General features: G+C 60.9%; 24 protein-coding genes, 2 tRNA genes and 1 pseudogene. 15 read left to right on the top strand and 12 right to left on the bottom strand.

Going from position 1 to position 26,268, the window contains the following annotated elements; genetic code table 11:
• Positions 1-4 precede the first annotated feature (4 nt).
• The 6 genes and pseudogenes from ACD578_RS02275 (at position 5) to ACD578_RS02250 (ending at position 6,290) form a co-directional block, all read left to right on the top strand.
• A complete protein-coding gene (locus ACD578_RS02275) occupies positions 5-2,521 on the top strand; it encodes an ATP-binding cassette domain-containing protein (protein WP_404290491.1) in 2,517 nt (838 codons plus the stop codon).
• 20 nt (positions 2,522-2,541) lie between these two features.
• Complete coding sequence (locus ACD578_RS02270; protein ID WP_404290489.1) at positions 2,542-3,474, top strand: 3-hydroxyacyl-CoA dehydrogenase; 933 nt, start codon at positions 2,542-2,544, stop codon at positions 3,472-3,474.
• A 22-nt stretch (positions 3,475-3,496) separates the two neighbouring features.
• Positions 3,497-4,423 carry a 3-keto-5-aminohexanoate cleavage protein gene (locus ACD578_RS02265; protein ID WP_404290487.1) on the top strand — a complete coding sequence of 309 codons (927 nt, stop codon included), beginning with the start codon at positions 3,497-3,499 and terminating at the stop codon, positions 4,421-4,423.
• A gap of 216 nt (positions 4,424-4,639) precedes the next feature.
• Positions 4,640-5,215: pseudogene (locus tag ACD578_RS02260) on the top strand (NAD-dependent epimerase/dehydratase family protein); the annotation flags it as partial.
• Between the two features lie 116 nt (positions 5,216-5,331).
• Entirely contained in the window at positions 5,332-5,535 is a 204-nt protein-coding gene (locus tag ACD578_RS02255; RefSeq protein ID WP_404294064.1) for a hypothetical protein, read from the top strand.
• A gap of 50 nt (positions 5,536-5,585) precedes the next feature.
• The gene (locus ACD578_RS02250; protein WP_404290485.1) at positions 5,586-6,290 is read left to right on the top strand and encodes an RraA family protein; all 705 of its coding nucleotides are present in this window, start codon (positions 5,586-5,588) and stop codon (positions 6,288-6,290) included.
• A gap of 398 nt (positions 6,291-6,688) precedes the next feature.
• Here the strand turns inward: ACD578_RS02250 and ACD578_RS02245 are convergent, their stop codons facing one another.
• Positions 6,689-7,198: a DUF6538 domain-containing protein gene (locus ACD578_RS02245; protein ID WP_404290483.1), complete on the bottom strand. Its 510-nt coding sequence runs from the start codon at positions 7,196-7,198 to the stop codon at positions 6,689-6,691.
• Positions 7,199-7,313: 115 nt separating this feature from the next.
• Positions 7,314-7,388 (bottom strand) — tRNA-Gln (locus ACD578_RS02240).
• Positions 7,389-7,536: 148 nt separating this feature from the next.
• Between ACD578_RS02240 and ACD578_RS02235 the strand changes: the two genes are divergently transcribed.
• Positions 7,537-7,613, top strand: a tRNA-Pro gene (locus ACD578_RS02235).
• A 360-nt stretch (positions 7,614-7,973) separates the two neighbouring features.
• Positions 7,974-8,291: a LuxR C-terminal-related transcriptional regulator gene (locus ACD578_RS02230; protein ID WP_404290481.1), complete on the top strand. Its 318-nt coding sequence runs from the start codon at positions 7,974-7,976 to the stop codon at positions 8,289-8,291.
• Positions 8,292-9,116: 825 nt separating this feature from the next.
• On the opposite strand, the gene ACD578_RS02225 is transcribed toward ACD578_RS02230, so the two are convergent.
• The 3 genes from ACD578_RS02225 to ACD578_RS02215 form a co-directional block, all read right to left on the bottom strand.
• Entirely contained in the window at positions 9,117-10,289 is a 1,173-nt protein-coding gene (locus ACD578_RS02225; protein ID WP_404290479.1) for a GNAT family N-acetyltransferase, read from the bottom strand.
• A gap of 874 nt (positions 10,290-11,163) precedes the next feature.
• Positions 11,164-11,334: a hypothetical protein gene (locus tag ACD578_RS02220; protein WP_404290477.1), complete on the bottom strand. Its 171-nt coding sequence runs from the start codon at positions 11,332-11,334 to the stop codon at positions 11,164-11,166.
• Positions 11,335-11,414: 80 nt separating this feature from the next.
• A complete protein-coding gene (locus ACD578_RS02215) occupies positions 11,415-11,738 on the bottom strand; it encodes a hypothetical protein (protein WP_404290475.1) in 324 nt (107 codons plus the stop codon).
• A gap of 615 nt (positions 11,739-12,353) precedes the next feature.
• Between ACD578_RS02215 and ACD578_RS02210 the strand changes: the two genes are divergently transcribed.
• Positions 12,354-12,761 (top strand): DoxX family protein, encoded by a 408-nt coding sequence (locus tag ACD578_RS02210; RefSeq protein WP_404290473.1) that lies wholly within the window; start codon positions 12,354-12,356, stop codon positions 12,759-12,761.
• Between the two features lie 55 nt (positions 12,762-12,816).
• Here ACD578_RS02210 and ACD578_RS02205 read toward each other — a convergent pair whose 3' ends face one another.
• Positions 12,817-13,515, bottom strand: coding sequence for a hypothetical protein (locus ACD578_RS02205; RefSeq protein WP_404290471.1), 699 nt, complete (start codon positions 13,513-13,515; stop codon positions 12,817-12,819).
• A gap of 175 nt (positions 13,516-13,690) precedes the next feature.
• Between ACD578_RS02205 and ACD578_RS02200 the strand changes: the two genes are divergently transcribed.
• Entirely contained in the window at positions 13,691-13,981 is a 291-nt protein-coding gene (locus ACD578_RS02200) for a hypothetical protein (protein ID WP_404290469.1), read from the top strand.
• A 204-nt stretch (positions 13,982-14,185) separates the two neighbouring features.
• Here the strand turns inward: ACD578_RS02200 and ACD578_RS02195 are convergent, their stop codons facing one another.
• Positions 14,186-14,794: a biotin transporter BioY gene (locus ACD578_RS02195; protein WP_404290467.1), complete on the bottom strand. Its 609-nt coding sequence runs from the start codon at positions 14,792-14,794 to the stop codon at positions 14,186-14,188.
• 324 nt (positions 14,795-15,118) lie between these two features.
• On the opposite strand from ACD578_RS02195, the gene ACD578_RS02190 reads away from it, so the two are divergent.
• Positions 15,119-16,030, top strand: a complete 912-nt coding sequence (locus tag ACD578_RS02190) for an MBL fold metallo-hydrolase (RefSeq protein WP_404290465.1) — start codon at positions 15,119-15,121, stop codon at positions 16,028-16,030.
• A gap of 124 nt (positions 16,031-16,154) precedes the next feature.
• On the opposite strand, the gene ACD578_RS02185 is transcribed toward ACD578_RS02190, so the two are convergent.
• The 3 genes from ACD578_RS02185 to ACD578_RS02175 are packed head-to-tail and all read right to left on the bottom strand — an operon-like array spanning position 16,155 to position 19,242.
• Positions 16,155-16,934 (bottom strand): DUF1499 domain-containing protein, encoded by a 780-nt coding sequence (locus ACD578_RS02185; protein ID WP_404290463.1) that lies wholly within the window; start codon positions 16,932-16,934, stop codon positions 16,155-16,157.
• A complete protein-coding gene (locus tag ACD578_RS02180; RefSeq protein ID WP_404290461.1) occupies positions 16,934-18,013 on the bottom strand; it encodes a M48 family metallopeptidase in 1,080 nt (359 codons plus the stop codon). The genes ACD578_RS02185 and ACD578_RS02180 overlap by 1 nt, the downstream gene beginning before the upstream one ends.
• A gap of 8 nt (positions 18,014-18,021) precedes the next feature.
• Positions 18,022-19,242, bottom strand: a complete 1,221-nt coding sequence (locus tag ACD578_RS02175; RefSeq protein WP_404290459.1) for a YjgN family protein — start codon at positions 19,240-19,242, stop codon at positions 18,022-18,024.
• A 197-nt stretch (positions 19,243-19,439) separates the two neighbouring features.
• On the opposite strand from ACD578_RS02175, the gene ACD578_RS02170 reads away from it, so the two are divergent.
• The 4 genes from ACD578_RS02170 (at position 19,440) to ACD578_RS02155 (ending at position 21,622) form a co-directional block, all read left to right on the top strand.
• The gene (locus ACD578_RS02170) at positions 19,440-19,922 is read left to right on the top strand and encodes a MarR family winged helix-turn-helix transcriptional regulator (protein ID WP_404290457.1); all 483 of its coding nucleotides are present in this window, start codon (positions 19,440-19,442) and stop codon (positions 19,920-19,922) included.
• Between the two features lie 8 nt (positions 19,923-19,930).
• Positions 19,931-20,776, top strand: coding sequence for a patatin-like phospholipase family protein (locus tag ACD578_RS02165; RefSeq protein ID WP_404290455.1), 846 nt, complete (start codon positions 19,931-19,933; stop codon positions 20,774-20,776).
• Between the two features lie 55 nt (positions 20,777-20,831).
• The gene (locus ACD578_RS02160; protein WP_404290453.1) at positions 20,832-21,302 is read left to right on the top strand and encodes a DoxX family protein; all 471 of its coding nucleotides are present in this window, start codon (positions 20,832-20,834) and stop codon (positions 21,300-21,302) included.
• Positions 21,303-21,433: 131 nt separating this feature from the next.
• Entirely contained in the window at positions 21,434-21,622 is a 189-nt protein-coding gene (locus tag ACD578_RS02155; RefSeq protein ID WP_404290451.1) for a hypothetical protein, read from the top strand.
• 94 nt (positions 21,623-21,716) lie between these two features.
• On the opposite strand, the gene ACD578_RS02150 is transcribed toward ACD578_RS02155, so the two are convergent.
• Together ACD578_RS02150 and ACD578_RS02145 are read right to left on the bottom strand one after the other, a co-directional pair.
• Complete coding sequence (locus tag ACD578_RS02150; RefSeq protein WP_404290449.1) at positions 21,717-24,968, bottom strand: peroxidase family protein; 3,252 nt, start codon at positions 24,966-24,968, stop codon at positions 21,717-21,719.
• A 698-nt stretch (positions 24,969-25,666) separates the two neighbouring features.
• Positions 25,667-26,254: a L,D-transpeptidase gene (locus ACD578_RS02145; protein ID WP_404290447.1), complete on the bottom strand. Its 588-nt coding sequence runs from the start codon at positions 26,252-26,254 to the stop codon at positions 25,667-25,669.
• Positions 26,255-26,268: the final 14 nt, after the last annotated feature.

Here is a 26,268-nt window from a genome sequence, read left to right as displayed (position 1 = left end):
ATCGATGCGCACGAATTACTGGCCTCTCCTCGCAGCCGCGGCAACACTCATGCTGCTGCCCTTCATCCTCGACCCCATCGGCCTGCCGCTTCGCTCGTCGATCGACGTGGTGGTGTTCGCCATCGCCTGCCTCGGCCTGAACGTTCTGGTCGGCTACACCGGTCTCGTTTCCTTCGGGCACGGCGTCTGGTTCGGGCTTGGGGCTTACGCGGCGGCCTTGAGCCAGATCCACTGGTTTCCAGACGGTATTGTTCTTCCGGCTCTCTTCGCCATCGTCTCCATCGCTGGAGCGTCTTCGCTCCTCGGTGCGCTCATCCTGCGGCGCCGGGGCGTCTACTTCTCCCTGCTGACACTGGCATTGGCGGCCATGCTCTTCGCAGTCGCTTACCGCTGGACGGCGTTGACAGGTGGAGAGAGCGGGCTCGGCGGCGTAGTCCGCACCCGCGCGATCGGCCTCGATCTGAGTTCGGACTGGACCTACTACTGGTTCGCGGCGGCGGTGGCGTTTGCCGTCTGCTTTGCCCTGCTGCGCTTCCACAGCTCGCCCGCCGGGAGCGTGCTGGTGGCGATCCGAGAGAACGAGCAACGCGCCCGCTTTCTCGGCTATCCGACCAATCGCTACAAGCTTCTCGGGTTCGTTGTGTCCGCCACGGTAGTGGGCATTGCAGGTATCCTTTCGGTCTTCAACCATCGCTTCGCCTCAGCCGAGCCCCTTTCCGTCGCCTTCTCTGGTGAGCTGATCGCGATGGTGGTGATCGGCGGAATGCGCAGTTTTCTCGGGCCGGCCCTGGGAGCGCTCTTCTACATTCTGTTCCGCGAGTTCCTGTCGATCTGGACCCCGCACTGGCTGCTCTATTTCGGCATCCTCTTCGTCGGGTTCATCGTTCTCTCGCCAACGGGACTGGTCGAGGTCGCGCAGCGCATAACAGCTCTATTCCGGGCCAGGGTGACGGAAGAAGCCGCCATGGCAGGCCGAACCCTGACCGACGAGCCTCTGCCCCCGTTTCTCAAGCCGACCAGCCATGCGGAGGGCGTCATTCTCGAAGCTCGCGGCATTACGAAGAGCTTTGGCGCACTCAAGGCCGTTCAGTCGGTCAACATCGCCGTGCACGACCGCAGTCTCCGTGCCTTGATCGGGCCCAATGGCGCCGGAAAGACAACGGCTTTCAACCTGATTTCCGGGTACTACACGCCTGACGAAGGCGACGTCCTCCTCCAGGGGCGGTCCGTCGCTGGACTTTCCCCTGAAGCAATCACGCACGCTGGCATCGGACGCTCGTTCCAGATCACGAACCTCTTCCCGGCCCTGACCGTCGAAGAGAATATCCGCCTTGCCGTACAGGCCCGCCACCCGCAGCGTTTCAATCCGTGGGTGGCCGCGCGATCAATCAAGCAGATCGAAGCCGAGACTTCAGCGGTCATCCGCTATCTCGGACTCGCCGGCATCGAAAGGGCCGAAGCGGGCGCCCTCTCATATGGCGGGCAGCGACTCCTGGACATGGGCCTAGCGCTTGCCACGAAACCGAGGGTGCTGCTGCTTGATGAGCCGCTCGCCGGTCTGGCCGCCGCTGAGCGCCAGCGCATCGGCGACATCATCAAGCGCATTTCTGCGGACGTCCCGATGCTTCTCGTCGAGCACGACATCGATCGCGTGTTCCAGATCGCCGATGCCGTCACGGTGATGAATGCGGGTCAAGTGCTGGTTGACGGGACGGTGGAGGATGCTCGCTCCAGCTCGAAAGTCCAAGAAATCTACATCGGCTCCGGCGCAGCGACCATTGCGGCGAAGCCTCGGCAGAGCGCTGTCGGAGCGGCGACCCTGCTCGCCGTAGAGAAGGTCAATACGTTCTACGGCAAGAGCCATGTCCTGACCGACGTGTCCTTCGATGTGCGCCAGCATGAGATCTTGGCTCTGTTGGGCCGCAACGGCGCCGGCAAGTCGACCCTGCTCAAAACGCTGATCGGCATTGCACTGCCCGGTTCAGGCTCGATCAGGCTTGATGGCCAGCAGATCGCCGGCCGTCCGTCTTCTGAGATCGCGCGTCTGGGAATTGGCTATGTGCCGCAGGGGCGCGGACTCTTTGCCGGAATGACTGTGGCCCAGAATCTTGAGCTCGGACGGCTCAAGCGAGAAACCGGCCATGGCGTCCGGTGGGATCTGGACAAGATCTTCGAGTACTTCCCGCGGATTCGTGAGAGGCTCGACACCCCGGCGGATTTCCTCTCCGGCGGCGAGCAGCAGATGGTGGCGGTCGCACGCGCCCTCTCGGGCGACGTCAAGGTGCTGCTCCTGGACGAGCCCTTCGAGGGTCTTGCTCCAACCGTCATCGAGCAACTTTTCGAAAGTTTCGATAAGCTCCGCCATGAGGTTTCGATCATCATTGTCGACCATCACCTGGACCTCGCACTCGCCCTGTCCGACAGGACCGTTGCACTTGAACGTGGGCGGGTGATCCATACCGGTTCATCGAAGGATCTGCGAGACGATCTTGCTCTCCGTCGCAAGGTCCTATGGCTGTGAGCCTTGAGGGAGATTACCGAATGCCGAGTGCTGCAATCATTGGTGCGGGGCTGATCGGCCGTTCTTGGGCGATCGTTTTCGCGCGGGCCGGCTGGGACGTGCGCATCACTGACCCAAACCCCGAGACGCTTGAGAAGGCACCGACCCTCGTCCGCGAGGGCCTCGAGGAGCTCGCAAGGCATGGCCTCGTTGCCAACCCTGAAAATGCATCAGCTCACGTCGTGGCAGTATCCTCACTCGCGGAGGCTGTGAGTGGAGCCGACCTCGTTCAGGAGAACGGCCCCGAGATCGTCGAGACCAAGCGGCTCATCTTCGCGGAGCTCGACCGGCTCGCGCCACCAGACTGCATTCTTGCCTCTTCGACCTCCGCGATTGTCGCGTCCCACTTCACCGAAGGGCTGTCGGGTCGCGCCCGCTGCCTCGTAGCCCATCCCGTTAACCCACCTCATCTCGTGCCAGTCGTTGAGTTGTGCGGAGCTCCCTGGACTGCCCCCGAGACAGTCTCTCGGGCGCGAACAATCTATGAGAGTGTCGAGCAGGTGCCCATTGTCGTAAACCGCGAGGTCGAGGGGTTCGTCCTGAACCGGCTCCAGGGTGCACTCTTGGCAGAGGCATTCCGGCTCGTCGGCGAGGGCGTGGTGAGCCCGCAGGATCTTGATAAGACCGTCAAGGACGGTCTCGGTTTGCGCTGGTCCTTCCTTGGTCCCTTTGGAACCATCGAGCTCAACGCACCTGGTGGCATCGCCGATTACTGTAACCGCTATACAGGCTTCTACCGGAGTCTCTCTGAGGATGCCGCTAGGCCTCATGTCTGGGACAAGGAGAATGTGAGCCGAATCCTGGAGACCTGGGGCGAAGTGCCTGGACCCGATGAGCTCGCACAGCGCTCTGCTTGGCGGGACAAACGCTTGGCTGCGTTGAAAGCCCACAAGAAGTCGCAACCAGATCAGTGATCTCCCGAGAGGAACCAAGCCCATGGCTCGCAAAGTCATCATAACATGCGCCGTGACCGGCGCGATCCATACGCCTTCCATGTCTCCTCATCTCCCGATCACGCCTGAGGAGATCGCGGAGGCCGCCATCAGCGCCGCGGAAGCTGGAGCTGCGATCGTGCACCTTCACGCGCGAGACCCGAAGAACGGCAAGCCTGATCAGTCGCCGGAAGCCTTCGCCCCGTTCCTCCAGGTGGTGAAGCAGCGAAGCAACTGCGTCATCAACATCACGACGGGCGGTGCGCCGACCATGCTCGTTGAGGAGCGGGTGCGCCCTGCGGCTCATTACAAGCCCGAGGTCGCCTCCCTCAACATGGGCTCGATGAATTTTGGGCTCTATCCGATGCTCAACCGGTTCAAAGAGTTCAAGTACGATTGGGAGGAACCGTACCTGGAAGGATCGCGTGACAGGATCTTCCGCAATACGTTCTCCGATATCGAGTACATCCTCACGACCTGCGCCGAGAATGGCACCCGCTTCGAGATCGAGTGCTACGACATCGGCCATCTCTACACTCTCGCTCACTTCGTGGACCGTGGTCTCATCAAGACGCCTCTCTTTGTCCAAAGCGTGTTTGGTCTTCTGGGCGGCATTGGCCCGCATCCCGAGGACGTGGCGCACATGAAGCGCACGGCCGACCGGCTGTTCGGAAATGATTACCAATGGTCGGTGCTCGGTGCCGGCAAGAACCAGCTTCCCATTGCGGCCCAAGCGGCGGCCATGGGGGGCAATGTCCGCGTCGGTCTGGAGGATTCGCTCTGGATCGGCCCGGGCAAACTTGCGGAATCGAATGCGCAGCAGGTGAAAGCGGCGCGCCAGATCATCGAGGGACTTGGATTGGAAATCGCTACCCCTGACGATGCACGCAATATGCTGTCACTCAAAGGAGGTGACCGCGTCAATTTCTAAGGATTGACCCTCCTTTGCTTTGGGTTCCATCGCCATCCTTTTTGGGGCCAAACGCATGTGGTTGCTCTCTGAGACGTGCGTAGACTCGCCGGGCAGATTACAGCCCGCCTGCGGTTCAGGGTCATGATAGATGCTGCAGTCCATTACAGACATCAGCGGAGGACGCTAGGGTAGTACGGTGAGTAGTAAACATCACTCCGGAGAGCCAGCTACGCCATGAGCCAATCCAAACCTGTCCGCACTGTTTTCATTACAGGCGCGGGAGGCAATCTCGGACAGAAGCTGATCAGCCATCTCCTGGCGGGGGACTGGTGTGAATGGATCGTCGCGCACGACCACAGGATGCCACGGCGATCCGCGGCAGCGCATTTGGACCGGGTGGAATGGGTCACCGCTGATCTCACAGATCCATCCGAAACAGGGTGGCGCGAAGCTTTGGCCAGGGTTGATGCCGTGGTTCATTTCGCAGCCCAGAATCGTTATTCCGATGCGCCATGGAGCGACGCCTGTGCGTCTTTCGACATGACGCTCAACATGTTGGCCGCCGCTGCTCGGGCGGGGACGCGCCGCGTCGTGTTCGCCTCGTCTAATCATGTAATGGGTCAATACAAGGACCCGCCCTTGTGCGATGGTCTGACCGCAGGTGCTCTGACGACGGTCTTGCGGCCAGGTCCGGGAACGCGCTGGTTCAGCGGCCGTGAGATGGTGCAGGGCTTCGCCTACGCAGCGTCGAAACTGATGGGCGAGAGAGCACGTTTCGCTGAGGCGCATCGCTCGGGGGGCCTGACTAGCGTGTGCGCTCGGATCGGCTGGTGCCAGCCGGGGGAGAACAGGCTGGAGACGATCGACACATCTGGCCTGCCCGGCGCGGAGGAGAGCACAGGTCCTGACACCGAACGCGACCTGCGGTGGTTTCGCAACATGGGCTCTCGAACCGGGACTTCGCGGCCGTCATGGAACGGGCGCTTCTCGCCGATGCGGAAGCCTGGCCGCAGCCTGGGATCGTGGTCAACGGCATGTCGGCCAATCGAGGCATGCCATGGGATATCGAGACCACCTGCCGGCTCATCGGCTACGAGCCGCAGGACGATATCTGGGACCATGTCGTTTGAGGCTGTAGAGGCCTTTCGATGACAACGGATTGACGTAGGAAAGCTTGGAAATGGAACAGGTGCTGTCTTCCGAAGTCTTTGCTGCCCTGACGGCTGTTGATACGCCGACGGTGTGCAACGCCATCGAGCTCGCCCTCGGCCGCCGAACAGCGGAGGGCTTCACGACTCGGCCGGTTCTCGCTGCTCATCCCAATCTGCCTGCCATCGTAGGCTACGCCCGCACGGGGCTGATCCGTAGCTCGCAGCCAAGCGAAGACTCACCTGAGGCTCTGAGGGCTCGCCGGATCGCCTACTACAGATATGTCGCGACCCAACCTAGCCCTGCCGTCGTGGTTTTGCAGGATGTCGATCCCCGTCCCGGGCTCGGCGCGTTCTGGGGTGAGGTCAACGTAGCAATTCATAAAGGCCTGGGAGCTCAGGGAGTTCTGACCAACGGCTCGATGCGCGACCTCGGCGCCGTCGATCCCGGATTTCAGATCCTGGCCGACTCGCTCAGCCCGAGCCATGCCTTTGTCCGAATCGAGGAGTTTGAGTGTCCGGTGGAGGTCTTCGGGTTGAGGATTAAACCCAATGATCTCGTTCACGCCGACCGCCATGGCGCTGTCATCATCGACCCTGAGATTGCCCATGAACTTCCCCGTGCAATTGATCTCATCATGCGAAAGGAAGCTCCGATCTTGAGAGCTGCCCGCAGTCCAGGTTTTATTGTGGAGAAGCTGATCGAGGCTTGGGGTGAGGCGGAGGACATTCACTAACGTGCTTGGCGGTTCAACCTGTGCGGCCAGAATACTCAGCTACGGCCCGACCTTTTCTAACTACCTGAAAAACAATGAATACTCGCCTGCGGCGCTTTGGACTGTGTACCACCTACTGCCCGCAGTTCCAAGCCTCACAAGCGTGCGATATCGAGCAATTGGGGATGGATGTCCCGCACCTGAAACGAGACAGATTTCTTGGAGGTGCGAAGGTGGCTTCCGATGAAGAAGAATGGTTTTCAGTTGAGTAGGCTGTGACCGCCCTAAAGCAGGCAACGTTAGGCTCACCCAGGATAACGATGTAAAAAATGGCGGTGGAACCCTGTCATCGGTTGCTTGCCGAAATATCGGAGCCGCGTAGGAAGCAGATCCTCAAAGATCATTTCTCACCTATAGCCCTAACTTGAAACTGCGCAACGAGACGGTCTGGCCACGCCCGTGTGCTGCATTGCAGCGAGCGTAAGCTCAATCGAAGCGATCCCATGCGCATCAATTCCTGCTTCGGTCATGGCGAGCCGGTCCCCCTCCCCGACCCGAGCTGCAACTCCATTTTTGGCGATCGCCCGATAGGCCCATCCCATCCCCTGATCATCCACCGGTTCTAGGGCCGGATCGAACCCGGCTTCCTGGCGACTGAAGTCGGCCATCAAAGCAACTTTGTTTCGGTGCTGCTCAAAGACCTGCCGAAACAGTTCGGTGAGTTGCTCCTTCGTGATAAAGCGGGGATCTGCTGACATGAAGACGTGTGCCGCGGTGGCATCCAAATGGGCGGCGAGGAATCGGGCATGTGCCGGCTCCTTGGTCTGCAGGCTGATCTTAAGGTGCGTCTGCCCGGCGATCCGAGCAAGCTGCGGCGGCATTCTACGCCGCCAATAGTAAACGGCCCCTCGCCGCTCCAGATTCGACACCACCGGCGCGTGCAGCCCTCCGTGTCCCAGACCTGTGCCGCAGGCGCGTGTCCCACTGGGGCACAAAGCTCTCCAGCTGGAGCGATCTGCAAAGGTTTCAGAGGCTTAGGAGGGATGGCTGGGGCGCCAGGATTCGAACCTGGGAATGGCGGTACCAAAAACCGCTGCCTTACCACTTGGCGACGCCCCAATAGGTGTGGCGTGTACATAATCGGCAAGAACGCGGCTGGCAACACCGTTTTGCGAGGGGGCATATATCTGCGAGAAAGGTTCAATTCTCCCCTTGCGGCGCTCCCCCCTCACCGCTATAAGACCGGCCTCCCGAGAATTTTCGGTGTCGGAGTGTAGCGCAGTCTGGTAGCGCACCACGTTCGGGACGTGGGGGTCGCAGGTTCAAATCCTGCCACTCCGACCATTCTTTAGCCGAAAAACGGGACCCTCCCCGACAGAAACATAAAATGGTTTCGGGGTCTGTTCCCCTCAAACCGCTGCGCCTATCTGTGACCGTAGCTAATCCCAAGTTTGATTCACAAGAACTGCCGGAACGCGCTGCGAGCGTGTTTTATGCCTGAATCCTGAAATCTGGCTTGAGCACGGCGCAAAGCTGGGCGCGGCTTTCTCTTTGCCTCTCGTTCGTCCTATGCTGTCAGCATAACCGACTGGCGCTCGGACGAGGTAGAAGAACCAGACCGTACTCCCGAATCGCTATAGCAATTTCCTCAGGTCCAAGAGACAAACCCTTACCGAGGGTTACCTCCCGAGGTATGGGGGAGCCATGGCCAAGGTAAGCACAAGAATTGAGTACCTAGGGAAAGACACAGCGCTATCCGCTGCAAACATAAACGACCCTCAGAGCTTCAGCCTGTCAGATCCAGAAGCGCAAATTCTTCTTCTGTTGCAAGCAGGGAAAGAGAACGCCGAGGTTGCTGCTGAGGTAAACACCGGCCAAGCAGTTGTGAAAGAACACATCAAATCGATCTTGCGAAAGGCTATCGGCTATCGGGACAGGACGAAGCATCTGGGGGATCGGCACGTCACGGTTCAGAGCGTCCGCCACCCGACAAACCCTTTCCACTTGGTGGAGAAAACTTAACCGCCATCCGGAGGCCCAATCGTCGAGAGCGCCTTCCTTGACGACCAGGGAGAGGGCTAACCGCATAACTCCTTGCCCGGTTTTATCTCTGATTTCACGACGAAGGCGCGAAAGTGACCGCCCGAGAGAGCATCTCTTGCCATACCAGGGAGAGCCTTCCGAGCGTCCAGCTTGGCCGCATCATGCCGTCAAGCTCTCATCCAGCCTCGTCGGCAACTAAGCGTTCACCATCATAGACGTCGAAGAGAAAGCGGGGCATCAGCGCTCCAATGCCGTAGACCTGTAGCTATCAACCGGGGAGCATCCCTTGTTCAGCCTCATCATGCCCTCGGCACGACGTACTGCCACACCTCTCTACCCCCTTATGGACGTCGCCACAGCATATGCGGCTGTCGTAAAATTGGAAACAAGAGTGCACCTGTCGGACCTTGCCGGAGACGTGCCATCTCTGGTGGGGCAGCAATGGTTTACGGGCACAATGAGACGGATGTGGCGCTAGATCAGAAGCGACACGAGGTGGAAGACCGCTTGGCTCGGGAAACCCGAATTGGCTGGCCCACTCTGTCTGCCATTGCCGTTCTCATCGCTATCGGCGCAGTCATAGGGGTTTACCTCTTCCTTCATACGGGCGCTGGCCGCTGATAGCGCGCCTCATCGGTCACGCCTCTGTGCACCGCGGGGACCCGAACCCGCCCGTAATGGCTTGGCCGTCTCTCGCACAGCCTGTCATAAAATGGCCTTCCGAGACCTTTCGACCTGTCTGCGGAGATCCGGGTGATGATCGTTGCGCGCTCAGCGGCATAAGTAGCAGGGCGCCGAGATCTGTCAGCGTATCACCTCTGCAGCCCGTCGCGGTTTGAGGCCGCCCCTGCGTCGGAACCTGCGATAGACCCGTATTGCCGCCTCCGGCACGCGCGGGCGAACATGGGTCCAGTACGCCGCTCGCAGCAAGACCTGAGGCAATTGAAAGAGCATTGGCACAGCAGCACGGCGCACAAGATGAATATCTACATATTCCTCGTCAGACATGTGCCAGAAGGCATGTGCCTGCGCCTTGCTCATCGGATTGAGCTCATGGACTTCAGGCCGGGCAAAAGCATCCTTGAAGGTTGCCTCATTGAGGAGCGTGCCGACCCGGCACTCGGCGAAGTCCTCATTGAAGGCATACCTCAGAAGCATAAGTGCTGCATTGCATCTCAGGATCAGTCGCGCGGCCACGAGAATGGCGTCGACCCAGATCAGGTGCCACTCCAGACGGTCCTGCGCCGCAAAATTCTCGATAAGTGCGGTGTAAAAGGCAATGGAATCTACGTGGGCGAGAATGGCTCGCCCGTAGCGTCCCTTCCACCCCGAAGCCTCGAGAGCCATGAACTCCGGCGTGAAATCGGCCTTCGCATCCGCTCCTTGCCTGATTTCGACGGTGACGTTCCCACGATCCTTGAGCTTGCGACCATACCGTTTCAGGTTTTTGCGTATATTGCCCAGTTTAGCGATATATTCCTCGTAGCGACCGGTCACATCGAGGCGGGAGAACCTTTTGCGCGCGCTGCGGATGACGAGATGTCCATCCATCCCGTCTTGCAGGGCTATGAAGACAGGCGAGTTCTGCCGCACGGCTGGAAGACTGAGTTCGCAATAGTTCGGCACTTGACGACGGACCTCTACCAGCAAGGCCCGAAACGCTTCGGTTGCGCAGTCAGGTGCGAGAGGGAGATCGCCGGACGGTGTCAGCTTGCCGTTGGTGCGCAGGATGGGCCGGCGCTGACCAAGAACAGGATGCGGCGTCACGATGATCGGCAGAACGCCCACAAGCCTTTCGCCCGCATAAGCAAAACAGCAGGTCCATCGACAGTTGGGCCAGAGACCATGGCGGAAGACAGCCTCTGCCCATGCAGGCAGCATGGTCGCAAGCGCCTGTGGAGACTCCCAGGCCAAATGATCCCAAGCTGCCAAATGTGGTTGCAATCCGTCGAGTTCATGGACCGTCACGATCCGCACAGCGACAGGAGAGGAACTGCGGGAACCGCAAGGGTTCTCGCTATCCAATCCATTCTTCTCGGTACTTTGCGTCATACCGGAGACATCCTGGATCCGGAGACATCCTGGAGCACTGAATGCCCCTGCTTCAGGACAACAGCAAACCATAGCGAAACTGGGACGCCGCTCCGGAAAGTTAGAGCTAATCAGAGAGGGTGATCGAGCGGTGAAGAGTTCTGCATCATTAGGACCTTAGGCCCGATCGGGAGCATGATTGGGTGACCGATAGCTTAGGACGAATGCATGCCCGTGAATCATCGGTGAACACGAGGGGCAGCTTTCATCCCCTCGTTTCATACCCTTCCCAATGACCTACTCCCGCGACACCGCTGCTATCTCGAAGCTCATGGTCCAACCCGTGGGGTGGGAGTGGCCCGGCTATCTGCTGGCATCCCCTCGATTCCCTGTATTGCCCTGATCTCCTCGACCGCCAGAGCCCTGCGATAAGGGACGGCACTCGCCATCGACTCGCCGTTCTCCCACCATGCACTGTCTCTCTCGAGGGCCGGGCTCGGCGAACGCAGGCCCAAGTCCAGCGAGCAAGATCCCAGCGATTGCGGGGCCATACGACCTGATCATTGGAAGTCCCCGATTTCAGCCTACGTGCATCGGACGCGCGAGAGCCCGCAATGTTTCCCCGGCCATTGACACATCTTTGAGACGTCCTCTCGCCGTATGGGACATCTTCTTCAACGGCCGGAAGGCGAAAGCGGCAAAATCCTGGGTCAGGGTCTCGTCGGAACCAGGGACTGACGGCGGCCGAGGATTTCGGGCAACGACGGAGCAGGTGCAGGCAGCCAGAAGCCAAGAGGGATAGGAACCTGCCACCGAAATCCTAGCGTGGAGTGACCGTATCAGGGCTGGACGGGATAGGCTTGATCGTCTCTTGACTGGCTGCTCGACCGGGAGCTCTCTCAGGGTCGGAATGCGTTCCGCGAAGGGCGAAGAAGATTGCCACGACCACAACCGCGATGGCCGCCAACGCCGCCCAGCTACGTGTTCCCATGAAACTCTCCCATCCGACTGTAGAAGTTTTGAACTTGTACCGAATGGGTCGGTTCCTCGAACGTGTTCTTCAATGGCCGCTCAATGCGTCGAGAAGCGCCCGTCTTCTGGATAAGTCTCATAGTGGAGAGTCTGGGCCGGAATCGCCTCGAGCTGACGCGGAGACTTCGGCCAGTCCTGCGGGGTCTCATTGGTCTGAGGCATGTAGCGCGGGCGGAAACGCAGATCGACGAGGCTCCTCAGCTCCGGCGCAGCGAGATCCAGCACGTTCGCATCGCGCCAGCGGCGATGCAGCTTGGCTTTGCCGAACATCCGGCTCCAGAAGCCCGTCACCTCCTCCTCGACCTGCAGGACGATGCGGCCGGTCATGGTTTTGCGAAGATTAAAACGTCCCGTCAGAGCCATTCGACTCTCCTCAACTTTCGATCTCTTCAAAAAATGTAGAGCGCCAACGCTCCAGCTGCTGATCAATCTGCCAACAAACCTTGGCCTTGGCGCCCGAATGAATCCATTCCTGCTAGCCAATGCCTTTGCGGAGCAACGGTTCCGGCCCTTGAACTATCGACAAGATGTCACGCTCGCGATGTGCGTTAGGTCACGAACCCATGCCGCTGGAAGTTAACTAAGGCGCTTTTCACGTCTGATCAGCGGAGAGGAAGATCAAAAAAGAGGGAGAAGGACAATATTTATGATGTTGTGAAATAAAATCTCGCTGAAAAATCGGAGAAATACTGTGAAACCGCTTCAGGCGCGGCGCGGCTTGGATGTGAGATTGATGGTGACGAGTTGACCGGTCTTGGGATCGAGGATGGTCATGAAAGCTTCCCGTTCTGTTGGCGTAGGAGAAACGCCTGAGGCCTGCGCTGGATCAAACCGTGTTGGGAACGTGGTAAGCAATTCGTTACCGGAAGCTGCGCTTCGAGGGGGTGGGAAGTTCCAAGCTGAACTTGTATCGGGATTGCGCTCATTGGCGGATCGGCCAAGCCGTCCGCTGTATTCTTCCAGCCTGGAGACCAATTGATGAACACCACTCAACTTGAGACCGTTTGGGCGCCGCGCCTTCTCAGCATTCTGCGCATCGTTGCCGCGCTCATCTTCATGGCGCATGGCACGCAGAAGCTTCTCGGCTTCCCGGTCTCTCCCAATCCTGGACCGGCAGCCTTCAGCCTGCCCTGGATTGCAGGTGTTCTGGAAATTCTCGGGGGAGCGCTCCTGGTTCCTGGCCTGTTCGTGCGTCCGGTCGCCTTCGTTCTCTCGGGTCTGATGGCCGCAGCCTATTGGATCGCCCATGCTCCGCGCAGCGTCTACCCCGTTCTGAACGGCGGCGACGCAGCCATTCTTTATTGCTTCGTCTTCCTGTTCATCGCGGCGGCCGGCGGCGGCGCATGGAGCCTGGATCGCTTTCTGCGCAACGGTCGCGCGGCTTAATAAAGTGACGTGAAGACGTGGAAGGCGAGAGGCAGAAGATGTCTCTCGCCCTTTCCTATTCGGACCTCGTACCCGTCGGGCGGCGAAGGCGCTCGTCCTCCAATTCGACGTGGAGCGTATGATCGTCGGCATCCTCGTCGAAGGGAATCGGCATGAGATCCGTCGTCAGGCCAGTGGTGGTGGAAGCAGCAGCGCCGATGGGAGGCGCCGGAGCCTCATCTTCTTCCCTCGCAGCCGCCCTCTCCTCTTCGCTCGGCTCGATCTCGCCCTCGTCGTCGAGAATCTTCACCACCCTGTCCCTCTGCGCCTCGTCGACCTTCACGGTCACGAGCGCTCCGCCACGGCGAACGCCTTCTGCATAATTCTGAGCGTCCTCATCGCTGAGACCGGCATCCGCCAGCGCTCCCGCGAGGCCACCCACGGCAGCCCCGGCACCGGCACCCACGAGGGTCGAGACGATCCATCCCGCTGCGATCACAGGCCCGAAGCCCGGAACGGCCACTGTGCCGAGTCCTGCCAGGAGGCCGGCTCCGGCTCCGGCGATCGTGCCGGCAGCGGCCGTTGCTCCTGCGAATTCGTGTGACGTTTCCTCCTTGTCGAACGAGCGTGTCGTGTGATGCGTATAGGCATCGTTGAAGTTGTTGGAGACGAAGCTGATCTCGAAATTTGGAATATGAGCTGCCTCCAGCCGCTCCACCGCCCGCGCGGCTTCGTCGTAGGTGTCGAAGAAGGCGGTGATCCTGCGTTCGGCCATGGGAGCCCTCCTGTTCGGACGATCGCAGGGCTAATGAGCGGCTTGCCGGGCGGGTTCCCCCTTGCGTCTGGTGGGACGATTGAGATGCGCGTCCATGCCGCCTTCCCGCTGTAGGCGTTTCTTGATACATTCCAACAAAAGGTGCCCGGAAAGGGTGATTTGGGGGCTTTCCATTATGCGACATATCCACTTGGATGACGGTTTGCGGCTGCGTTTTCCCGGCCGCAGCGAGGACTTCGATCAAGGCGTCGAGATCGGCATGATTGCCGTTCTGATGGATCAGGGATTGGGCGAATTTTCCCGCTGGATCGCACGGTCGAACCTCAGTCAGGTCGAGGCCATTGCCAAACAGATGGGCTACCGCCTCGAGGAAGTCGGCGGCGATGAGGAATGGGCGGATATCACCTTCCTCTACGGCACAGCCAAATCTAAGCCTAAGCTCAAGCTGGTGCATTCGGTCGGCTAGAGCCTCGGATCCCAAAAGGGGTTTCCCCTTTTGGGATCCGTTTCGATGCTCAATCCCTTAGGCGGCGCAGCGTTGGTGCGGAAAACCGGGTGCGCTTTTCTGCGCGATGTCGCGATCGACACCTGCCTGATTGCCTGATCTGGTCGCAAAAACGAAGAAGCCGCCCGAAGGCGGCTTCCGGAAGACTTGATCGTGACGGCCCGATCAGGCCTTGCCGCCGCGGCGGGTCACGGACCAGGCCGCCTGCATCAGGGCCACGGCCAGCGCGGTCTTCACGAAGGTCGCTGCCACGAAAGGAGCGGCACCCACGGTCCAGGCCTTCGCGAAGGGCATGACCAGGGACAGCTGCGCCAGACCGAAGGCGAAGATCACGGCGTGGCCGATGCTCATCATAATAACCACGCGCAGGAGAGAACGGTCCCAGCCGCGCTCGGCCATGAAGCCCATTACGATGGCTGCAGCCAGGAAGCCGAGGAGGAAGCCACCGGTAGGACCCATCAGGTAGCCGATACCAGCTGCCGGGCCTGCGAAAACAGGCATGCCCATGGCGCCCTCAAGCAGATAGAGAGCAACAGTCGCACCGCCGAGGCGCCAGCCGTAGGACGCGCCGATGAGCAGCACGACCAGGGTCTGCAACGTCATGGGAACATAAGGCAGCGGCACCTGGACCTTGGCCGAAACGGTGAGAAGCGCCGTGCCGACCACCATCAGCACGATGGCGCGAAGGGCAGCGAAGCGGGCATCGTCCCGGGACGGCCACAGGAGGCCAACGAGGGTCGACGGAGAAGACAGCGAAGAGACGCCGGTCGTCATGAATTGAATCTCCAGATCCTTCCGCCATTCGCGCGGCGGCTCATGAAGCCTTATAGGGAGGTCCGGCCCGTGCCTCAAGCTGCGGGTTCGAGCATTTCCGGGTGTTGTGGACACCCATTAGTCCAATATTCCGGAGAGGAATAGAACCCTTGCGGCCGGGTTGCGGTTCGCTGGCGCATCGTGCGGAAAGGTGGAACCGGTTTTCCGCGCGATGCGCCAGCGCAGAGCATAAGCGCCGGACAGATCCAAAAGTGGACTCCACTTTTGAGTCCGATGCTCTAGGAAGCGCCAGATGCTCCCCGCCGCATCCCTGAGGATTCCCGCATGGCCGACGATCTCACCTTCGACATCCGCCCTCCTGCCCGGTCGGGCGAATGCGTGCGCGTGAGCCCTCTCGTCCGCCGAATCGTCGCCAACAACCCCGGCCCGATCACGTTCACGGGCACCTGCAGCTATATCGTCGGCTCAGGGAGCGTCGCCATCGTCGATCCGGGGCCGGACGTGCCCGGCCATATCGAGACGCTTCTCGACGCGGTGCGGGGCGAGACGGTGACCCACATCCTCGTCACTCATACCCACAAGGACCACTCGCCCGCCGCCCGCGCCATGAAAGCTGTCACGGGGGCCGAGATCGTCGGCTGTGCGCCCCATCATAGCGCCCGGCCTCTGTTTTCCGGCGAGGTCAACTTCCTCGAGGCCAGTTCCGACAAGGATTATGCGCCCGACCGGGAACTGCGCGAGGGCGATGCCGTCGAAGGTCCCGGCTGGACCCTGGAGGCGCTCGCCACACCCGGTCACATGGCCAACCACCTCGCCTTCGTGCTGCCGGAGGAGAAGGCCTTGTTCTCGGGCGATCACGTGATGGCTTGGTCCACGACCGTGGTCGCGCCGCCCGACGGATCGATGAGCGCCTTCATGGATTCCCTCGACAAGCTGAAGGGCCGCGGGGAAACCCTCTATTGGCCCGGTCACGGCGGCCCGGTGCAGGAGCCCCGGCGTTTCGTCCGGGCCCTCATCCATCACCGGCGCCAGCGCGAGACCTCGATCCTCAACCGCCTGAAGGCCGGCGACCGAACGATCCCCGAGATCGTGGCCGCGATCTATCAGGGATTGAATCCGGCCCTGGTCGGAGCCGCAGGCCTCTCGGTCTTCGCGCATCTGGAAGATCTCGTCGCCAAGGGACAGGCGGTCGTGGACGGCATCCCTGCCCTGGACAGCGAATACCGGCTCGCGTGACTTGTGCCTACTCTCTCGTCATCACCGGCCTTGTGCCGGTGATCCCGATGATGGGAGGCGCGGCGATCGAGACAATCGGGATGGCCGGGACGAGCCCGGCCATGACGTGAGAGGGAATCGTCCGTTAACGCACCGCAATCGCCAGGTTCGAGGCTTCCTCGAGGAAGTCGCGGATATGCCCCGCATTGGCGCCCAGATCGTGGCTGCCGAAGCGGGAGGCCGAGCGGATGTCGATGCGCGTGCCGTCGACGCGCGGGCGGACCCTCACGGTGATATCGCTCGGCATCTTGAGCAGGCGCGTACGGTCGACCGCCTCCAGCCGCCCCAGGCCGACGCGCCCGCCGGGCGGCACGGCCTCGATCACCTGCCAGCCGAGATTCTGAGCCGCCTTCTGCACGATGGCGAAGGCTTCGTCCGGACCGATATCGAGGGTGAGTGGCGCGATCTGCACATAGGAGGCCCGCTGCATCTCGCGCGCCTCCGGCGGGATATCGGGAGGGACGCGGCCGTCACGGGCCTGGAGTGCGGCTCGGGAGCGGGAAAAGGCCGGCGGGTCGTCCGTGTCGGTGCTGATATCGGCGATCGGCGGCAGCGTCGCGGCCTTGAGCGCCATGAAGCCCGGATAGGCGAGGACGAGCGCCGCGAGGAAAAGCCCCCTGATGGCGCTTCCCAGCCCCTGACGCCCCTCCTGCCAGATTCGGACGAAGCCGACGAAGGACATGCCCACGGCCAGGAGCGCGATGGTGATGCCCGCGCCGAGCGCGATGAAGCCCGCTTGATAGTCGATCCGGTTGAAGCGGATCAGCAGCACCGCGAACACGGTCACGACGAGCGCAAACCATGCGAGCGTGGGAGACCACTTAGCCGGGCGGGAGACTGGTTCTTCGATGATGAGACGGCGCATCAGGTCGTCTTACAAATCTCTTTGAGCGCGCGCCACTCCTCTTGGCTAAGAAGCGGCTCGCCTTGGTGGGGCAGCACCTGTTTTTCCAAAGCTTTCAGCCGTTGGTCGGTGACGGGGTGGGTGGACAGAAAAGCCGGGATCGCAAAATCGTTCCCATCGCTCGTCCTGTCGCCCTCGATCCGCTTGAGCAGCAGGGCCATCGCATAAGCCGGACGCCCCAGAGCCGCCATGGTCCTTCCGGCGAAATCGTCCGCAGCCGCTTCCGCCTCGCGTGAATGGGCACTGTCGATGAGATAGCGGCTGACGAGGACGATGGCACCCCCGCCCGTCACATCGCCCAGCAACAATCCGAGCAAATAGGATGTGCCGCCGGCCTGGATCATTTTGCGGAGCCCGTCGCGATGAGCGACATGACCCATTTCATGCGCCAGCACGCCGGCGATCTCATCGACAGATTCCGCCTTGTCCAGAAGAGCCTTGAATAGATAGATCCGCCCGCCCGGCAGAGCGATGGCGTTCGGAACCTTCGATTCCAGAACCGCAATATCGACATCCACCTGCAGATTTTGCGCCTTCTGCAGGCGTGCCGTGAGCACCTTCAATGTCGAAAGACCGCGAGGCTCCTCACAGATCTTCCCGCTGAAGATAGCCCTCACCTGGTTGTCGACCGCTGTTCCAAGCCGGCGCTCGTAGGAGATTGGAATGAGGGGCGTCAGCCGCTCGGCCAGGATGGGGAGCAGTAGGAAGACGCAGAGGAGAATCGACACGGTCGCCGCAGCGGACCAGAACAGGATCCGCCCCGTCCGTTCGCGTCGGTCGGAGTCATCGAGATGCCGGCAGCTCAGGCGGATGGCGGCTTGGAGCTCCGCATCGGTGACATCAAGTCGTGCAAGCGAGGATACGCCGCTGCGCGTGAGCCGCAGGACGCCATTGGACGCTTCCCGCTGTCTCACCTCCGCGACAGGCCAGGAAGCGATCCACTCGCGGCCCTCGTGAATATCGATGGCGGACGCGGCAATGTTCAGGGAAACCGTTCTTCGACGGGCGCTTTCGCCGTCATAGAACACCGCATCCACCATGACCGACCTCATATGCCGACATTGAAATCGAGAGCGTCGGCCAGTCCTTCTCCCAGAACGCCGGCCGGTTCGCCAGCCGCCACTGCCGCATCGATCGACTGCAGATTGGTGATCGCCGTTGAAGTCACGATAGCAGCCCACAGGCCCCGCCCGAGGAAATAGCGTTGAAGGACGCCGAGGCCGGGCAACGCAATGAGATAGCCGATGGCCACCAGAAGGCCGGCGCTCACCGAAGCCCAGGAAAGGCCCTCAGCTACCGTCATCACCCCTTTGAAGACAGTGGCGAAGAGAAAGCCCAGCAATCCGGCCACGAGGCTGAAGGCCAGCAGGAAGCCGAGAGATGAGAAGATCAGCTTGAAGAACAAGCCGTAATAAGTGCCGGCTCGGAAGCTGCTTGCCACAGTGACATCGCCGAAGCGCAAGCCATCGATGTGCCAGCGGGTGAAGATCGCCATGGCCAAGGGCAGGAGAGCCAAGCCGACCAGGATCAGCAGGAAGGGAATGACCTGTAACGCCGTCTCGCCTCTTCCGACTGAAAGTTTGCTGAGGACAAAGGCAAGCAACGCGAAGCCGACCAGGCCGATGAGGCCAAGCGCCCAGACCCACCAACCGCGTTTGAAAAGAGACCAACCCGTCCCGGCAAAATCGCCTTGGACGCTGCCGAAGTATGTGTTGCGCATTCTGTAGCGTTCGAGCGAGGCCATCGCCCATGGCAGCGCGAGACCGAGGGTGAGAAACGTTGAGAGATCCCACAGGACGGCCCTGAAGGCATAGGGCCAGCCCGATCCCTTCATCCAGAACCGTATGCCTCGAAACACCGTCCGGCTCGCGCGGTATTTGCGGGCGCGATAACTGCCGAAATGAGCAAGCACGTACATAATGACGACGAGCGGCACGCTGGCGAACGCATATTGCTCCTCGAGAATGACACCGAGAATGGCGTACGCAAGATAGAGCGGCCCCAGCACAGCCAGGGCGACGAGGAAACCAATGAGCAGTTCCTTGGCCGTGCCGGTATACTCGAATGCCTCGCCCTCGATCTGAGTATTGGCCCACAGGTGGCGGCGCAACTTGGTGATCAGCCAGAAGCGATAAAACCCGAATGTCGGAATCTGGAAAAGACTTCCAGTGATCAGAAGCCTCAGGAATTCGCGGCCCTGTCCTGAGAAGGACATGGGTGAGCGTTGCGATGCGGGGAGCGATCCGTCGGCATGGAGAGAGGCGGTCATATCAAACCTTCAGCGGCATAGTGCCTCATCCTTACCACGGAAGGTCAACAATAGAACATATCGCGCGGCAAGCTGCCCTGCGTTCACGGATCCAAGGCAATTTCTTGGTAAACACCCGCTACCCCTGTCCGAGAGGGGTGACGGACGAAATGGTTTCAATATAAACTATTGCTCGTATCAGGAGTCCAAAGCCTTTGATGCCGTCACCCGCCCCTGCTCCCGTCGAGACCGCCGATCCCTTGCGGATCTGGTTTCGCTTCATCCGCTTGAACCGCCGGGCGACCAACGCGGTCGCTGCGGAACTGAAAGAATTGGGCCTGTCGATTCCGCAGTTCGATCTGCTCTCCACCCTCACGGAGCGCGAGGGCATGAGCCAGCAGGAACTGGCGGAGCGCCTTTACGTGACCAAGGGCAATGTCTCGGGGCTTCTCGACCGCATGGTCGAAGCCGAACTCGTCGAGCGGCGTTCGATCCCCGGGGACCGGCGCTCCAATGCCCTGTACCTGACCTCGAAGGGTCGCGATCTGGCCAACCGCGGAATTGCCGCGCAGCGTGCCTATGTCATGCGCACGCTCGGAACCCTCCCGGCTCAAGATCTGGCCGATCTCGAGCGCATCGTTCTGGCCTGGCGGGATCGGGCGCGGGCCGAGGAAGACGCTCCCTCCCCCAAGCAGCGATAGAACCGTCGATGTTCGACGCAGTCGCTTTCGCGGGCGGCGGCAACCGCTGCTATTGGCAGGGCGGCTTCTGGGAAGCCGCGGCCCCCCTGCTCGGCCTGACGCCCGCCATGGTCGTCGGCGTGAGCGCGGGCGCCTGGTCCGCCTGCTACAGCCTCCTTGGGCTCGGACGACGCGTCAATGAGATGGTGGCGGAAGGCTGCAGCCTCGGGCGACGCAATTTCGAATGGCGCGCCTGGCGCAGCGAAGGCTCGCCCTGGCCTGTCTCGCTCATGTATCGCAGTCTGATCGAAGCGATCATCGACGAGAATGCCCTGGAGCGCTTGAAGCAGGGTCCGAGCATCCTGATCGGGCTCGCCCGCAAGCCGCGCCACCTGCCTCTCTCGCTCGCCGTTCCGCTGGGGTTTGCGACCTATCAGATCGAGAAGAAATGGCGCTCCCCGGTTCATCCGCGCGGCGGGCGCGCCCTGGGGTTTCGTCCGGAATTCATCCGCGTGCAGGACCTGACCTCGCCCGCGGAATTGTCCGCCGCCCTCATGGCGAGCGCCAGCGTGCCGCCCTTCATGCCGGTCGGCCTCGTCGGCGGCATGGTGGCGCTCGATGGCGGGCTCGTCGACAACGTGCCGACGGAGCCCCTGCTTCCGATCGAAGAGCAGGGAGGCAAAACCCTGGTCATCCTCTCGCGCCTCTATCGCGCATTTCCGAACGTGAAGGGCCGCACCTACATCCAGCCATCCGAACCCATTTCGATCGGGCAGTTCGACATCACCAATCCGGCCGGCATCCGCAAAGCCTACGAGACGGGACTGAAGGATGGCGAGGCTTTTGCAAAACGTGCGGGTGCGCACAGCTTGTAACGAAGCTTGGCCCTAGAAGACTTGCCTGTCCTAACGTCAATAAGGGGAAGCCACCGTGACGCCACGCTGGATCGACGCATTGCTCTCGAGCCGGGGAACGGAAATCGTCGCCCGGGTTCTGCTCACCTTTCCGTTCTGGGCCAGCGGGCTGATCAAGCTGCTGGATTTCCCGAGCGGCGTGGCGGAGATGCGTCAGTTCGGCCTGGATCCGGCCTGGCTTTTCAACAGCCTCACGATTGTCGTCCAACTGACCGGGTCCGCCCTCATCATCGCGAAGCGCTGGACCTGGCTCGGCGCCGGAGCCCTCGGGGTGTTCACCTTCCTGACGATCCTGATCGTCCACGCCTTCTGGCGCCTCGAGGGCGAACGGGCGATCACCGCGCTTCATACGGCCGGCGAGCATGTGGGCATGATCGGCGCCCTCATCCTGGTCTCGATCCTGGCTCTGCGCCCGAGCCCCACAGCCCGGTCCATCAAGAATGCTGACGAACCGACCGCTGCCTCGGCAGGAATGTTGCAGCGTTAAGCATTGGTTCACCTTGAGTGGTTCATTTGCAGCCAAGCCAGCACATGATCACAGGTCTGCCCCAAAGCAGTCACAGGCAGCCGGATCATAAGGGCAGGTTGCAATGACAGCCTGATTTCCAGAGAGGATCCATGACCCAGCACGCTTCAAACCGTGATCTCCGACCGGGCGAACAGAACGCCGCCCGCTCCATCCCGGCTTTCAAGGCCGTCGCCCTGCCCGCCCTCGCCGCTGCCGTTCACGCGGCCAAGCTGCAGCAGAGCCGTCCGAAGACCTCCGAGCTTCCCGCATTCCTGCGCAAGGAAGCTATGCTGGGCTAATCGATCTCTGGCCAAGCCCAATAATGCAGCGGAGCCGCCACTACAGGCGTAGCGGCGGCTCCGCAGCGTCTCGGTACAGCGCCGCTCAATCCGCTCAGGTCAGAATGAGATCGCCCTGACTGAACGACAGCGGTTGCGGGCTGGGCTCCGAGTGCGACAGATCCGGAGCACCGGCTTCACCGCTCGCAGTGCCTGAGTTCGGCTGCACGTCCTCCGACGCAGCTACGACGTCTGCGAAATTGGCAGTGGAGTCTTGCGTTGCGGAATTCGCGGGGGACTGCTCCTTGAAGGCCAATCCGTCATCGACGAGAACCGACTGATCCGAAAATTGCAGCTTCTCGATGTTCTCGAGAGTATCGGTCCCGTCCTCTCCCGCCTTGTCGGTGACGGTCAACGTACCGTCGGCATTGTGCTTGATCGTGTAGTTGCGCAAGCGACCGGAGAAGGCGGCCGTGTCGGAATCCGCAAGCGGACCGCTGAAGGAATTGCCGTTGTCGCCGACCAGATGATCGTTGCCTTCGCCACCCTTGATCCAGTCGTCGCCTTCGTTTCCGAGCAGGTCGTCGTCGCCGCTGCCGCCGTCGATCCGGTCCTTGTCGAGGCCGCCGAAGACCTCATCGTCGCCGGCACCGGCCGAGATGCGATCCCGGCCCTCAAGGCCGACGAGCAGGTCGGCTCCACGCCCTCCCTCCATGGTGTCGTTGCCGCCCGCACCCTTGAAGAAATCGTCGCCATCCTCGCCCGACATCCGGTCGTCGCCATCGCCGCCGATGAGCGCGTCGTCCCCGACACCTGAGACGAGCACATCATCGCCGCCGTCGCCCCAGAGCGTGTCGTCCCCGGCACCGGATCGGATCTGGTCGTTCCGCTCGGTTCCGCCCATGACCACATGGGCCGTGCCTTCATAGGACACCCAACCGTCGCTTCGGACGACCTTGCCTGAACCGCCCGCCGGGTCGGCCGATGGATCACCGGCCTCGATCGTATAGGCGGGCACCGAGAACACATCGAAGGGAAGATGCTTCGCGCCGGTGTTGCGCATCACCAGTTCGGAAAAGGACGTTCCTTCGAGCTGCGTCAGGAAGTTGGTGCCTTCCAGGCGCGACAGGTAATAGAAGCGGTCTCCGCTCTGCAGGTTCTCCATCTGCGTCTCGAAGACGAAGTTGAATGTCGAACCGAGAAGGCCGCCGGATGCCAGGGGTTTTTCGGCAAGACCACCGATCCACAGATCGACATCGTCGATGCCTGTCTCGCGTCCTGCGAAATCGCCGGTGCCATTCAGGAAGTCGGTATCCGGAGCGGCACTTTCGTTTTCAGGGGTCGCGGGATCGTCATCTCGCCCCTCGATGATCGCGGTGGCGGCGGCACGCTTCTCCGCCGCCGTCGTTGTCTGATCAAGGAGGGGATGAATGCCGTAGGCCGCGATGAAGTTGATCAGCGACTCGGGATGACGGATGTTGCCGCCGAACTCCGCCCAGTTTTCATAAGGCTTGAGATCGGCGTCTCCGGTTCCGTCGAAGAATTGCTCGCGCACCTTGTTGAGAGAAGGAATGCCCGTATCCCGCCCGCGCGCGAGATTGATGGCCGCGAGATCGAGCGGCAGCCCATAGACGCTGTTGCGCAGGGCGTCGGTCACGAATTCATCGATCTCATTGCCGGCCTGTTTGGTCGCGCCGCGGACGATTTCCGCCGCCGCAGTGCCGGACTCGCCCCGCTGTGCGTAGGCCACCGGATTCAGGAACGCGCTCACGAGGCTCAATTGCTGGTCGCCCGCCGTGTTGGGGTCCGCATCCACGAGGTTGCCATTGGCATCGATGCGGTCGACGGTCTCTCGCAGCAGGGAATGCCCGAAGCGATAGACCGTGTGCGCGAACTCCGCCGTGATGGCAGGATCGATGTTGACGTCATGTGCTTCGAACTCGTCGATCTTGGGCTGGATGCGCCGCGCGAAATTCTCGAACACCAGGTGCTGATACTGCATCTCGGTGCCGAAGCGGGCAGCCTGGAAGAGTCGCTCGCCGTTCCATTCGCTCGCCTGAATACCGTCGCTCAGATCTGCTCCCGGCCGCAGCCACTGGCGCACGAAATCCGGATCGGAGGGCAGTTCGGCGAGGATCAGATCCTTCATATGATTGAGAAGCCGGTTGTGCTCGGCGTGGAAGATGTGATGGACCGCCGTCAGGCCGATATTCTCGTTGCCGCGCCCGTCGCCCGTGATGAAATGCGCATCGAGAAGTTCGTTGTCGTAATTACCACTCGTATCCGAGCCGTCGAGATTGGCGAGGCTGACCTCGAGGTCGCCATCGGCAACCTTGCCGGTCGGAATGGCATCATGCGCGATGTCATCGAGAAAGGCATGACCTGTATGGGTGGCGCCTGTCGTGTCGACAGGAGCCGAAGGATTGCCTTCGACCAGAACGTCGTCATCCGTGCCCGCAAGTCCGTCCGGACCCGGCAGGACAAGCTGAGCGAAGCCGTTCGGGCCGCGAATGAATTGGCCGTACTCGTCCGTCGCGAGCAACGGGATGTTGGTCACGTCCTCGTCGGTGAGATTGATGCCGAGCATGGCTCTGGCCTGGGCTTTGATATCGCCCCAGGTCGGGAGGCCGCCGCCGGCATGATCGAGCAACGCCCCAGTGGCGACGGGCTTGCCGCCGGCATCGAGCGCATATTCGCGCAGGAACACCTGATGCGAAGGATGTGACGTGTAAGTCTGGTTCTGATCGATGAACGGCGTGGTCTGATTGGTGTGCTCGTGGATGTCATCGTCGGTGCCGACGATTCCATCGGGGCCCGGCTGATTGGTCGCTCGCGTCAGCACCATGAAGTTTTCATTGCTGCCGGCCACGTAGAGCGGATCGTCCGGCTGCAACGGAATGATCACCGATCCGCTCTTGCCTTTATTGACGAGATCGAGCCCATGATCGAAGAACTGGCCGAACAGGGTGAACCATTGATTGAACGGCGCAGCATTGGCATCGGGCGCCACGTTTACGATCAGACCGTCTCCGTTCCCGTCGGCGGCGCGTGCAGCGGGATTGGTTTCCCCGTTCTGATCCACGATCAGATTGCTGATGATACGCGGCTGCGGATCCATCACAGTCGAATCTTTCAGAACCTGTTCGTATGACGTCCCGTTCTCGGCCGCGCGGAATTCAGCATCGGTCAGGCGGGGGAAAACATGATCCGCGGCGCCATAGCCGTATTGTCCGGACACGATGCTGTTGCCGTAGCCGTTGACCGTTCGAAGGCCGAACGGCAGGGAGGGATCATTGATCGGCGTGTGCGTCTCGCTCTGGAGAATCTGGGAGAGAATGAATTCGAGATCGGACCGAATGAGCAACATGACATGTCTCCTCCGAATTGGTCCGCGGGGACGGAGGAGTAGGGCCACGATTTGTGGCGAGCATAAGTTAAAAGCTTGCCAAAAATAATGTAGATCTCAGTAAATTACTTAAGATTAGCCCTATTCGTGCATACTTTATGCAATTAACACGATATCTATCGCAGATAACATAGATTTTAATTCAAGTAATAGTTTGTGCTTACCGTTAATACCTGATGGAATAGTGACAGCGAAGCACGGACTGCACCGGTCGAAGCGAAGCTGTAACAAGATAGAAAACTCGAGGCTTCAGCTTTGGATATACGATAACTCAGCTTTGCGGGCGGGCGGGTTAACCCCTCGGTGGGAGAAATGTGCCCATGCCTGCCAACTCAACCGATGAAGTGGGATTTAACTCAATAAAAGGCGCCGCATGGTCAAGCTGGACACATGGCCAGTTTCCGGGCCCAAGCAATGTCCTGCTTATCTCCAGTATTTCGCCCGAGATCGCGCGGCATCACACGCAAAAGATCAGCAAAGGCTTCCGAGAGCCAGATAGCTGCATCCCGCTCGACATGAGAACAGCTAAGCCACCTGGCGGCGAATCTGGCGAACCGTGATTGAAAAAGTTTCTCGATTTTCCCGCCGACCGATGCGCCGCCTGAATGGGGCGCATCTGGTGCGGATCAAAAGTGCATCTCGCGCGTGGGCTCGATGCTCTAGCGGACGATGACCTTCGTGTTCAGGGAAACGCGGTTGTAAAGGTCGACGACGTCGATGTTGCGCATTCGGATGCAGCCCGAGGACACCGCATGGCCGATCTTCTCCGGCTCGTTCGTGCCGTGGATGCGATAGAGCGTGTCCTTGTTGCCCTCGTAAAGGTAGAGAGCGCGCGCGCCGAGCGGATTGTCAGGGCCGCCCTTCGTGTATTGGACATGCGGCCAGCGGGCCTTCATCTCGGCGGGCGGATTCCAATCCGGCCATTCCGCCTTGCGGGCGATGGTGGCCGTGCCGGTCCAGCCATAGGCCTCGTCGCCGACGGCGACGCCGTAGCGGATCGCCTTCTTGTTGGCCTGAACGTAGTAGAGCTGGCGCTCCTTGGTGTCGACCACGATGGTGCCCGGTGCCTCGCCCGTGGGATCATCGATCAGGTAGCGGCCGAAGCGTGGATCGTCCTCGGCCTTCGGGACTTGCGCCATCCACTCGGTATCACGGGCCGAGACCTGGGGATCCGGGACGCCTTTGAAGTTGCATCCGGCGAGAGCCGTGATCATTGCCAAAAGAAGGGGCAGACGGGAAAGGCGCATCGTGTAAAGCTCTG

The sequence above is a fragment of the Microvirga sp. RSM25 genome, assembly GCF_044784385.1.
GTDB classification, from domain to species: domain Bacteria; phylum Pseudomonadota; class Alphaproteobacteria; order Rhizobiales; family Beijerinckiaceae; genus Microvirga; species Microvirga tunisiensis.
Note: the sequence above shows the minus strand (reverse complement) of the source record. Positions and strands in the feature narration are given on the sequence as shown.

Excerpts from the sequence above, each read along its gene's own strand:
- ACD578_RS02190 (WP_404290465.1), top strand. The coding sequence starts at position 15,119 with ATGGCCGACGATCTCACCTTCGACATCCGCCCTCCTGCCCGGTCGGGC.
- ACD578_RS02175 (WP_404290459.1), bottom strand. The coding sequence starts at position 19,242 with ATGACCGCCTCTCTCCATGCCGACGGATCGCTCCCCGCATCGCAACGC.
- ACD578_RS02165 (WP_404290455.1), top strand. The coding sequence starts at position 19,931 with ATGTTCGACGCAGTCGCTTTCGCGGGCGGCGGCAACCGCTGCTATTGG.
- ACD578_RS02215 (WP_404290475.1), bottom strand. The coding sequence starts at position 11,738 with ATGGCTCTGACGGGACGTTTTAATCTTCGCAAAACCATGACCGGCCGC.
- ACD578_RS02205 (WP_404290471.1), bottom strand. The coding sequence starts at position 13,515 with ATGGCCGAACGCAGGATCACCGCCTTCTTCGACACCTACGACGAAGCC.
- ACD578_RS02180 (WP_404290461.1), bottom strand. The coding sequence starts at position 18,013 with ATGGTGGATGCGGTGTTCTATGACGGCGAAAGCGCCCGTCGAAGAACG.
- ACD578_RS02270 (WP_404290489.1), top strand. The coding sequence starts at position 2,542 with ATGCCGAGTGCTGCAATCATTGGTGCGGGGCTGATCGGCCGTTCTTGG.
- ACD578_RS02145 (WP_404290447.1), bottom strand. The coding sequence starts at position 26,254 with ATGCGCCTTTCCCGTCTGCCCCTTCTTTTGGCAATGATCACGGCTCTC.
- ACD578_RS02250 (WP_404290485.1), top strand. The coding sequence starts at position 5,586 with ATGGAACAGGTGCTGTCTTCCGAAGTCTTTGCTGCCCTGACGGCTGTT.
- ACD578_RS02220 (WP_404290477.1), bottom strand. The coding sequence starts at position 11,334 with ATGGGAACACGTAGCTGGGCGGCGTTGGCGGCCATCGCGGTTGTGGTC.
- ACD578_RS02275 (WP_404290491.1), top strand. The coding sequence starts at position 5 with ATGCGCACGAATTACTGGCCTCTCCTCGCAGCCGCGGCAACACTCATG.
- ACD578_RS02210 (WP_404290473.1), top strand. The coding sequence starts at position 12,354 with ATGAACACCACTCAACTTGAGACCGTTTGGGCGCCGCGCCTTCTCAGC.
- ACD578_RS02195 (WP_404290467.1), bottom strand. The coding sequence starts at position 14,794 with ATGACGACCGGCGTCTCTTCGCTGTCTTCTCCGTCGACCCTCGTTGGC.
- ACD578_RS02185 (WP_404290463.1), bottom strand. The coding sequence starts at position 16,934 with ATGCGCCGTCTCATCATCGAAGAACCAGTCTCCCGCCCGGCTAAGTGG.
- ACD578_RS02265 (WP_404290487.1), top strand. The coding sequence starts at position 3,497 with ATGGCTCGCAAAGTCATCATAACATGCGCCGTGACCGGCGCGATCCAT.
- ACD578_RS02200 (WP_404290469.1), top strand. The coding sequence starts at position 13,691 with ATGCGACATATCCACTTGGATGACGGTTTGCGGCTGCGTTTTCCCGGC.
- ACD578_RS02150 (WP_404290449.1), bottom strand. The coding sequence starts at position 24,968 with ATGTTGCTCATTCGGTCCGATCTCGAATTCATTCTCTCCCAGATTCTC.
- ACD578_RS02230 (WP_404290481.1), top strand. The coding sequence starts at position 7,974 with ATGGCCAAGGTAAGCACAAGAATTGAGTACCTAGGGAAAGACACAGCG.
- ACD578_RS02170 (WP_404290457.1), top strand. The coding sequence starts at position 19,440 with ATGCCGTCACCCGCCCCTGCTCCCGTCGAGACCGCCGATCCCTTGCGG.
- ACD578_RS02155 (WP_404290451.1), top strand. The coding sequence starts at position 21,434 with ATGACCCAGCACGCTTCAAACCGTGATCTCCGACCGGGCGAACAGAAC.